9 protein-coding genes are annotated in these 9,839 nt (G+C 27.6%); 8 read left to right on the top strand and 1 reads right to left on the bottom strand.

Going from position 1 to position 9,839, the window contains the following annotated elements:
* Positions 1 to 13 precede the first annotated feature (13 nt).
* Entirely contained in the window at positions 14 to 1,288 is a 1,275-nt protein-coding gene (locus tag H9661_RS09355; protein ID WP_143315170.1) for an MFS transporter, read from the top strand.
* 99 nt (positions 1,289 to 1,387) lie between these two features.
* Here the strand turns inward: H9661_RS09355 and cax are convergent, their stop codons facing one another.
* A complete protein-coding gene (gene cax / locus H9661_RS09350) occupies positions 1,388 to 2,437 on the bottom strand; it encodes a calcium/proton exchanger (protein ID WP_143315171.1) in 1,050 nt (349 codons plus the stop codon).
* 203 nt (positions 2,438 to 2,640) lie between these two features.
* On the opposite strand from cax, the gene lexA reads away from it, so the two are divergent.
* The 7 genes from lexA to H9661_RS09315 all read left to right on the top strand — a co-directional run bounded on the left by lexA (position 2,641) and on the right by H9661_RS09315 (position 9,835).
* Positions 2,641 to 4,059, top strand: coding sequence for a transcriptional repressor LexA (gene lexA, locus H9661_RS09345; RefSeq protein ID WP_143315172.1), 1,419 nt, complete (start codon positions 2,641 to 2,643; stop codon positions 4,057 to 4,059).
* A gap of 12 nt (positions 4,060 to 4,071) precedes the next feature.
* Entirely contained in the window at positions 4,072 to 5,175 is a 1,104-nt protein-coding gene (locus H9661_RS09340) for a sensor histidine kinase (RefSeq protein WP_143315173.1), read from the top strand.
* 1 nt (position 5,176) lies between these two features.
* Positions 5,177 to 5,797 (top strand): response regulator transcription factor, encoded by a 621-nt coding sequence (locus H9661_RS09335; RefSeq protein ID WP_143315174.1) that lies wholly within the window; start codon positions 5,177 to 5,179, stop codon positions 5,795 to 5,797.
* Between the two features lie 100 nt (positions 5,798 to 5,897).
* A complete protein-coding gene (locus H9661_RS09330; RefSeq protein ID WP_143315175.1) occupies positions 5,898 to 6,827 on the top strand; it encodes an ABC transporter ATP-binding protein in 930 nt (309 codons plus the stop codon).
* 10 nt (positions 6,828 to 6,837) lie between these two features.
* Complete coding sequence (locus tag H9661_RS09325) at positions 6,838 to 7,986, top strand: ABC transporter permease (RefSeq protein WP_191768431.1); 1,149 nt, start codon at positions 6,838 to 6,840, stop codon at positions 7,984 to 7,986.
* Positions 7,979 to 9,106: an ABC transporter permease gene (locus H9661_RS09320; protein ID WP_191768429.1), complete on the top strand. Its 1,128-nt coding sequence runs from the start codon at positions 7,979 to 7,981 to the stop codon at positions 9,104 to 9,106. The genes H9661_RS09325 and H9661_RS09320 overlap by 8 nt, the downstream gene beginning before the upstream one ends.
* Positions 9,107 to 9,157: 51 nt before the next feature.
* Entirely contained in the window at positions 9,158 to 9,835 is a 678-nt protein-coding gene (locus tag H9661_RS09315; RefSeq protein WP_143315178.1) for a Crp/Fnr family transcriptional regulator, read from the top strand.
* Positions 9,836 to 9,839: the final 4 nt, after the last annotated feature.

The following is a 9,839-nucleotide window of genomic DNA, read 5'->3' as shown; positions in this document are numbered from 1 at the left end:
TGGAGGAAATGAAATGAATTTAAAACTTCTTAAAGATAGAAATCTCGTGTTGCTAATAACAGCAAAATTTATATCCCTTATAGGAAGTCAACTACAAACATTTGCCTTGTCTCTATATGTTTTAGCATTAACCGGATCAGCTACAAATTTTGCTATAGTAACAGCAATTTCAATAATACCACGAATAGTCATTGGACCTTTAGCAGGAGTAATTGCAGATTGGTTTAACAGGAAAAAAATAATAGTTTATACTGATTTGTTATCTGGTATTATAGTAGGAATATATTGGGTAATGTTTAGACTTAATGGTGAAATATCATTAATAGGTATTTACTTTTTAGCAGTCATTTTATCTGTAATTTCATCCATATTCTTACCTGCAATAAGCACAATTCTGCCATCTATTGTGAAAAAAGATGATTTAGTAGATGCAAATGGATTAGATTCTTTGACAACAAATATAGGAAATCTAATAGCTCCTCTTATTGGCGGAATTTTATTCACCACTTTGGGTTTAGAGGGGATATTACTTATTAACTCTATAAGTTTTATTTTTTCTGCAATAGGTGAAATGTTTATAAATATTCCTAAGTTAGACATAAAATCTGAAAAATTAAATACAAGAGTTTTTATTACAGAATTTTTTGAGGGTATTAAATTTGTAAAACAAAAATCATTTGTTTTTAATATAATAATTTTGGCGTTAGTTTTAAATTTTGCATTAAGTCCAATATTTTCTTTAGGTTTAACCTATATAGGAAAACAGGTGCTAAAAATAACTGACTCTCAATATGGAATAATGGAATCAATTTTAATGGCATCTATGATTATTTCACCATTTATAGTTAGTAAATTAAATCGAAATATTAATCCAGGTAAAATTATGTTTTTAAGTATCTTTAGCTCATCATTGTTAACTGTGTTAATTGCATTAATCTCATCAGATGTATACACTAGTTTGTTTAGTAGCAACTTTGTGCCATACATAAGTATAATTGTAGTAGGATTTATAATAGGTATGATAACTTCTATTGCAAACATAAGTGTAACTATTATAATTCAAAAAGAAATACCATTAACAATGATGGGAAGAGTAAGTGCAGTAATAAGTACCGGTTGTGTTTCGGCTGTTCCTATCGGGCAGCTGATATTTGGAATATTATTTGATAATTTTGAAGCATGGGTATGTATTATTTTTGCTTCACTAATATTACTTATAACTATATTAAAATTTAGAATTAGTTTGCTAAAGGGTCCTGAAAAGGAGTTAGAGCTAAACAAATCATAGAACCAATTGGAAACAAAAATATTAGAACTGCCTAAAATAAAATTATTAGATTTATTTTAGACAGTTCTTTTTAATTCTCAAATATTTGCTTGTCCAGTATTAAAGAATAAAAAATGATGCAGCAATAATCAAATAAACAGCAAGAAGTTGTACACCTTCAAGCCAATTAGATTCACCATCACTAGAAACTCTATTAGCTATTAAAACAGCAACTATTAAAGCTATAAGTTCGAATTCGTTAAATACTATACTCATAGGGGTAAATAATAAACTTAAAAATATTAATACAGGTGCTACAAATAAAATAATTTGTAAGCTAGAGCCAATAGCTATTTCTATGGCAACATCCATCTTATTTTTCATAGCCATAATAATAGCAGTACTATGTTCTGCTGCATTACCTATTATAGGAATTAATATTATACCAACAAAGAATTCGCTAAGACCTAAGCTTTCAGTTAATGATTCAATACCACCTACTAAAAATTCACTTTCAATTGCTATAAATACAGTAGAAATTATTAGTACTCCTATAGCTTTACTTAATGACCACTTTGCAGTTCCGTGATTCTCTTCTTCATTAGCACTAGCATAAATATGTTTATGAGTAAAGAAAGAAAATACTAAACTTAAGATATATATTAGTATCATAACTACAGCAACAAATATGCTTAATCCTTCATATCTAGTATTTAAAAGCTCTGGATCTACAGTATGTGTAAATAATGCAGGTATACATAAACCTACTACTGCAAAAAGAAGCATACTAGAAGATACTTCAACTACCTTTTTATTAAAACTTTGACTCTTATGCTTTAACCCACCAAACAGCATACTAGCTCCAAGAACTAATAGTACATTTCCAATAACGGAACCAGCTATAGATGATTTAACAACTTCAAAAAGACCTTCTTTTAAAGCAAAGAATGATATTATAAGTTCTGTTGCATTTCCAAATGTAGCATTTAAAAAACCACCTATTTTAGGACCAGAATAAAAAGAGATCTCCTCTGTTCCTTCCCCCATAAGTCCTGCTAGGGGAACTATAGATAATGCTGCTAAAACAAACATTATAGACGGGGATACATTTAAGAATTTACAAATAAAGCTTATAGGTATAAAAATAAGCATATACCTTAATACTTTCATGAAATTACCTCCTCGTTAAATTATATTTTATAACCTTACTTAAGCTACCTTAAAAGTTATTCAAATAAGATTATAAAATAATATGGTATATTATGCTACAACTTATTAAAATTTAATCTATAAAACTGTGAAATGTTTGATAACATAATGTTTTTCGGGTATTATTAATATAAGCATGAATTTAATAAAGGAAGTATAAAATTATGAAATTGCTAAAGATACAAAAAAAATTTATAGAAAGTAAACCAGTTGAAATAAATATACTAAAAGGGAAATCAAATACAGGAAAAAGTGAAGCTATACTTCATAGAATATTAAACCTATCAAACAACTTTGCTTATGAAAATGATGATAAAATTCTCGTTATTCAAAAGGAAGAAAAGTTAAAAGATAAATTTTTAAATAGATTTGTATTCTTTAAGAAAGAAAATGAGTATACTTATATGTCTCTTTTATCTACTGATAAGGCTCCTGAATTTCTTTCCATAAAAGAAGTAGTAGAGAAATATTCAACTAATAAAAAACTTGCTAAATTAAAAGATAAAGAAGAGATAATAAATTCAATTTTAAAATTAGATATTTTTAAGAAATGTAAGAAACTAAAACTTCAAAACTTACATCTTATATTAAGCGAAATAAAATTTATTAAAAACCATAGAGTTTCTTCTTCTGAAGACTTTATGACCCTTATGGGAGGCCCCTTAAGACTTAGAAAAAATTCCTTAGCAAGAGAAGATATGTTTAAGTTTTTTGCTTTATATAATGATGCATTGTGGGATAAAGATCTTGAAGATGATGAGGACAGGCTTATCAATGCATTAAATAATATAAATGAAAGTGCTGATAAGGGATATGTCCATATATTTGTAGATAATGCAGAAGGGCTTTCTAAATTAGAACTTGACTTATTACTTGCACTTTATAATAAGAAGACATATGGAACCATAACCTTAGCTGTTGATATAGATAAGGGGGAAAATGTCTATTCTTCTTTTGTGAAAAAAGGTAGGGTATATGCTAAAAAGATTTTTGGAGATAAAAAGAAGATATTTAACTTCAAAACAGATGTACAAGCTAATAGTTTTGAAAGCTTATCACTACTAAAAGAAGAAAAAATAGAAGATAAATATTTATTTGTAGATTTAAAACATAGAAGAGACTTCGAATTTACCCTTGAAGATAACGGTCATGAAGTTAGCTTTGTTGGTGAAGCAAAAGAAAAATATGATAAAAGTGATTTGCAAGATGTTCCAGTATTTAATAACATAGCTGCCGGTGAACCTATACTTATTAATCCTACTCAAGAAGATATATTTACACTACCTAAGTTTTGGGTAAAGGGGCAAAATCAAAAATTCATCTTAAAGATTAAAGGTGATTCCATGATAAATGCAAATATCTATGATGAAGATTTAGTTGTTATAGAACAAAATCCATCTCCAGTTAATGGAGACATAGTTGCGGTAAACATAGACGGAAGTGCTACCTTAAAAAGGATTAAACTTGAAAAGGATGAAGTTTTACTAATGCCTGAAAATAATAAATACGATCCTATTAAAGTTACAAAAGATCAAGAATTTTATGTTTTAGGTAAGGCAATAGGTGTTATTAAAAAGAAATAAAGAGGGATTTAGATGAGGAATAAAATATCGATACTTTTTTTAATAGTAGGCATTTTTGCCATAATTTTAAATGTTATAAAAACAAATATGGATGTAAGTTCTATTATTAATATAGGTATTATTATTTCTATTTGTATTCTTCAAATTCTAAATGAAATAATTAAAATAAACAAAAAGCTTATATTAGGAGGATTAACCATTGTTATAATTGTGTCCCTCTTCTTTAAAATAACAGGGGTAGAACTCTTTATTCCTTTAGTAGTATTTCAATTAGCAAGCCCTAAATTTAGTTTACCTATAGTTTGCTTATTTGATATAAGTGTTAATAGTATATTTGTAAAAGAAGATTTTTTTTACTATATGTTTTTTATTATACTAATAAATCTATATCTTTTTGAAATAAAGAACCAATCAGAATCTGAGCTAGAATTAAAGGAATTTAGTAGAGGACAAAGATATGAAAGTCACTTAATGGAACAAAGATTACTAAATCTTGAAAGATATATAGAACAAAACAACATAGTGGCAAGCCTTAAAGAAAGAAACTATATGGCACAAAAGGTTCATGATCACTTAGGACATAGAATAACTAGTTCTCTTATGCAGCTTGAAGTCACAAAAGAAACTCTTGGAAAAGATAACGAACTTAGCAGAAAATATTTAATAAGTTCCATGGAAAACCTAAGAGAAGGCATGGACGAAATACGTAAGGTTCTAAAAAACATTAAGCCTAAGGAAAAAGTGATGGGAATAGAGGATATTAAAGAAAAACTATTAAAGTTTCAGTATAGTACTGGCATAAAAACAACCTTGAATATCACTGGTGATGTAGAGAGAATCAGGTATAATGCTTGGATTATTATAGAAGAAAACATTAAAGAAGCTTTAACTAATACAGCAAAATATTCCGCTGCCTCCAATGTACAAGTATCTATTTTAGTGTTTAATAAATTTGCTAGGATTGAGTTTAAAGATGATGGTAAAGGATGTCCATCAATTAATAAGAGTCTAGGGATAAGAGGAATGGAGCAAAGAATTCAAAGTATTGGTGGAAGAATTCAATTTGATAATAATAATGGTTTTATTATAAATATGATCATAACCTTGGGGGAATAATATGAGTATAAAAGTTGTAATATGTGATGATGATAGTCTAATTAGGGAAAGTTTAAAAATACTTATACCATTAAAGGGTGATATAGAAATAGTAGGGGAAGCATCTAACGGACAGGAATGTATTGATATATGTAAATCTAAAGAAGTTGATGTGGCCTTAGTTGATATTAGAATGCCTGAAGTTAATGGTGTAGAGGCTGTAAAAGAAATAACTAAAAGAACAAATACTAAATGCTTGGTTCTTACAACCTTTGATGAAGAAGATTATATCAATGAAGCTATTAGTTATGGAGCTAAAGGGTATATATTAAAAAACAACTCTCCAGAACAAATAGCAAATTCTATAGTTTCTGTTTATAACAATACAATAGTAATGAATGAAAATATACTAGGAAAGATACAAGGTAAAACTTCAGAGCCTAAGATATCAAAATATGATTTTACAGATAGGGAAATAGATATAATTAAAGCAATAAGTGAGGGCTTAAGTAATAAAGAAATAAGTAAAAAATTATATATATCAGAAGGAACCATAAGAAACTATATTACTGGTATTTTAGATAAAACAGGTCTTGAGCATAGAACAGCTATTGCAGTTAACTATTTAAAAGGGAATTTATAATATGACAAATGTAATATATAAAAGGTGATATTTCTAACTATTGGAATATCATCTTTTTTTATATACTAATATCATAGAAAATATCAGGAGGAATAAAAAAATGAAAATGTTAGAAATAAAAAAGATTTATAAAGACTATGACAATCAAGTAGCTGTTGACGGAATAAACTTAACTATAAATAAAGGACAAATATATGGAATATTAGGACCTAATGGAGCTGGTAAGAGTACACTTATAAAAATGATTTGTGGACTTATTAGAAAGACTTCTGGTGAAGTTATATATGAAGAAAGTACAAACAAAATAAGAAAATGGAAAGAAAATATAGGTATTGTACCTCAAGATTTTGCTCTTTATTGGGATTTAACAGCAGAGGAAAATATAAGTTTTTTCTGTTCTCTATATGGTTTTAGGGGGAAAGAATTAAAAGAAAGAACTAAAAAAACACTAGAATTTGTGGGCCTTCTAGATGTAAAAGATAAAAAAGCCTCAGAGTTTTCTGGTGGTATGAAAAGAAGACTTAATATAGGTTGTGCTATAGCACACTCTCCCAAACTTATAATTATGGATGAACCTACAGTAGGGATAGATCCACAATCAAGAAATCATATATTACAATCAGTTCTTAAGCTTCGAGAAGAAGGTGCAACAGTGATTTACACATCACACTATATGCAAGAAGTTGATGATATTTGTGATAAGATTGCAATTATAGATAAAGGTCATGTTATTGCTGAAGGAACAAGTGATGAACTTAAAAATTTAGTAGGAGAGATGAATATTTTTAATCTAAGTGTTACAAAAAAGGTCAATGGACTAGAAGAAAAACTAAAAGAAATAACAGGGGTAGAAAAGGTTACTTTCTTAGAAAATGAATACAAGATTTCTACATTAAAGAGTAATAATCTAATTTCTAACATTGTAACAACAGTAGCTGAAAGCGGTGGAGATATAAAAAATATAGCAAGTGAAGAACCAAGCCTTGAAGCAGTATTTTTAGCTTTAACTGGAAAAAATCTAAGAGAGTAGGTGAAGAATTATGTTTTTATCTATGCTAAAAAAAGAAGCTATACAATTTTTAAGATCAAGAGGAAACTTATTAATGCTTTTTTTATTTCCTATAATATTGATAACTACATTAAGCGTTGGCTTAAAAGATATGATGGCAAATAACACAATATTTAAAGAAGGCGATGAAACTTCAAAAGTATATTATACAATAGAAGATAATACTCCATATAAAGAAGGTTTTTTGCAATTTAAAAAAGGAGTAGAAGATAGTATTAATGTTAAATTTGAAGAGGTTTCTTATCTAGATAATATTAAAGAAAATATTGATAATCACAATGCACTTTTTCATGTAGAAGTTGGGACTGATGGATTTAATTTATATTCGTCAAGTAAAGGGGAAAAGACAAGAGAAAAAGTACTAAGAAATGTTTTTGAATCATCCTTAAGTGAATATGCTGCATATGGCACAATAGAAAAATTTAATCCAAAAGCTTTTCAAAATCTAGTAAAAAATAAATATGATGAATATGTTGTTAAGGAAAATCCAAATGGTGCTAGAGAAATAAGTTCCACAGAATATTACACTTTTGCGGAGTTAGCTTTAATAATACTATATGTAGCAACAACTGTTGGAGAATCTGTTTATAGTGAAAATAGACTTACTACAATAAATAGAATTAGGTTATCAAAAGCTTATGATAATCTATTAATAGGTTCTAAGGTTGCTATGGGAGTTATAATTTCTATATTACAAACCGCATTAATATATGTATATTCAACTTATGTTCTAGGTGTAAATTGGAGTGGAAACTTATTTAAATTCTTTTCTCTTTATTTAGTATTTGGATTTTTTGTTTCAGTAGTTGGAGCTTTAGTTGGTCTTATTTCAAAAAATGATTCTACAACAACAGGAATATTACAAGGAATTATAATATTTATGTGTTTTCTTGGAGGTTGTTACGTACCATTAACTATTATTATAGCTTCGCCTATTATGCAAAAGTTGGTTTATTTAAGCCCTATATATTGGATAAATACATCAATTAGTAGTTTGCTATGTGGTATGCAATCAGAAGCATATATAATTGCCCTCTGGCTTCCGCTTATATTATCTGCTATATGCTTAATTATTTATTTTGCTTTTATAAATACTAAAGGAGGTCTTGCAAATGATTAGAATAATGAAAAATGCTGCTAAAATTCTTTTAAAGAGAAAAAGTTTTATCTTAACAACTTTTATATTTCCAATAATATTAATATTTGCAATTACCGGTTTAAATAGTAGTATTACAAAATTAAATATAGGAGTAATTAATAAAGATAAAGGTGAGTTTGGAAAAGTTGTTGAAGACAAGTTATCAAGTATGGATTTAATTAAAACTACAGATTTAAATGAAGGAGATTATACTCAAAGTTTAATTTATCATAAATATGAAATGCTTATAACCATAGATGAAAATTTTACTGATAAATTATTAAATGGAGAATTGTCGCAAATTAAATATCAAGCTCTATCTGAAAGCGATACAACTCAAGTTGTTAAGAATATGCTCAAAAGTGAAACATCATCCTTAGCTAGTATATGTAATAACGTTAATGTAAAAGAAAATGGCATGGATAATGTTATTAAAAGCTATAATGAATATAAGCCAGATTATGAAATTACAAATAACAAAGATGCTAAAATTAAAATAAGTGAAGATTCTCTAGGATTAATATTTTATATAATTTTTATTTCCGCGAGCATTGGCTGTGGATTCCTATTAGAGGATGAAAGGCAAGGTACAAAAGAAAGAGTTCTTATGGGAAATATAAAAGAAAAACAATATTTTGCAGGATTAGGAATATTATTTTTGCTATTTACAATGGTACCAGCTCTAGAATATTATATTATATCTAATTTCCTTGACTTGGATTTTGGATTTGAAAATAAAATATTATTATTGCCAATTATTTTCTTGATATCCTTATTAGCAGTATCATTTAGTATTATGCTTTCATCTATAATAAAAAATAAACCTGTTTTCACAATGGTTATTAGCGCCCTAACAATACCTATGTTTATGCTTAGCGGTTCATTTTGGCCATATGATCTTATGAGTAGTACCTTGCAAAAAATAGGAAATGCTTTACCTCCAAGATGGATTTTCTTAGCTATAGAGAATTTACAAAAAGGAAAGGATATAGTAAGTATTTTGCCAATGGTAGGGGGAGTATTGTTATTATCTATCTTACTATTCTTGCTAAGTATCTTTTTCACAAAAAATAAGGTTGTATTAGTTAAAGATAACAATTAATATAAGATTAAGAGAAACTTAACTTAATATCATGCAATCAAAGGAGAAAAGATGAAGATAGTAAAGGCTTTAAAAGGAAATGAACTTTTTAAAAATATGAAGGAAGAAAAAATTGAAGAAATAATTTCTAAAATAACTTATCATGAGAGGGAATATCATAGAGGCGAAGTTATTGCTCATGAAGATGAAAAGTGTAATTCTCTGGGACTTATAATAAGTGGTTGTATTGAAATAATCAGATTATATTCAAGTGGTAAAAGTATAACTATACAAAAACTTGGAGTGGGAGATGTATTTGGAGAAGCTTTAGTTTTTTCTTCTCACGGTAATTATCCAGCTACTATAGAGGCTGTAGAAAAGACAAATATAATCTTTATTAATAAAGAAGAGGTTTTAAAACTTTGCCTAGAGGAAAAGCTTATTTTAGAAAATTTTATGACACTTTTAAGTGATAAGGTGTTTATGCTAAATGGTAAGATAAAGAGTATTTCTTTTAAAAGTCTTAAACAAAGGGTTATAAACTATCTAATTCAAAAAAGTAGAACTCAAAAATCACTAGTAATAAAGCTTAAAGATAGTAAAGAATCTATTGCAGCTTATTTAGGTATGCCAAGACCGTCTCTTTCAAGGGAACTTATAAAACTTAGAGATGAAGAACTTATAACCTTCGATAGAAATACCATAACAATTTTAAATATAGATGATTTAGAAGAAGAATTATTTGAATAAAAAA

It is taken from the genome of Clostridium cibarium (assembly GCF_014836335.1).
Lineage (GTDB): Bacteria > Bacillota > Clostridia > Clostridiales > Clostridiaceae > Clostridium > Clostridium cibarium.
This window is presented reverse-complemented; position numbering and strand designations above follow the sequence as displayed.

What these genes read in the sequence shown, in the direction of transcription:
- H9661_RS09355 (WP_143315170.1), top strand. Translation starts at nt 14, where the DNA reads ATGAATTTAAAACTTCTTAAAGATAGAAATCTCGTGTTGCTAATAACA.
- cax (WP_143315171.1), bottom strand. Translation starts at nt 2,437, where the DNA reads ATGAAAGTATTAAGGTATATGCTTATTTTTATACCTATAAGCTTTATT.
- lexA (WP_143315172.1), top strand. Translation starts at nt 2,641, where the DNA reads ATGAAATTGCTAAAGATACAAAAAAAATTTATAGAAAGTAAACCAGTT.
- H9661_RS09340 (WP_143315173.1), top strand. Translation starts at nt 4,072, where the DNA reads ATGAGGAATAAAATATCGATACTTTTTTTAATAGTAGGCATTTTTGCC.
- H9661_RS09335 (WP_143315174.1), top strand. Translation starts at nt 5,177, where the DNA reads ATGAGTATAAAAGTTGTAATATGTGATGATGATAGTCTAATTAGGGAA.
- H9661_RS09330 (WP_143315175.1), top strand. Translation starts at nt 5,898, where the DNA reads ATGAAAATGTTAGAAATAAAAAAGATTTATAAAGACTATGACAATCAA.
- H9661_RS09325 (WP_191768431.1), top strand. Translation starts at nt 6,838, where the DNA reads ATGTTTTTATCTATGCTAAAAAAAGAAGCTATACAATTTTTAAGATCA.
- H9661_RS09320 (WP_191768429.1), top strand. Translation starts at nt 7,979, where the DNA reads ATGATTAGAATAATGAAAAATGCTGCTAAAATTCTTTTAAAGAGAAAA.
- H9661_RS09315 (WP_143315178.1), top strand. Translation starts at nt 9,158, where the DNA reads ATGAAGATAGTAAAGGCTTTAAAAGGAAATGAACTTTTTAAAAATATG.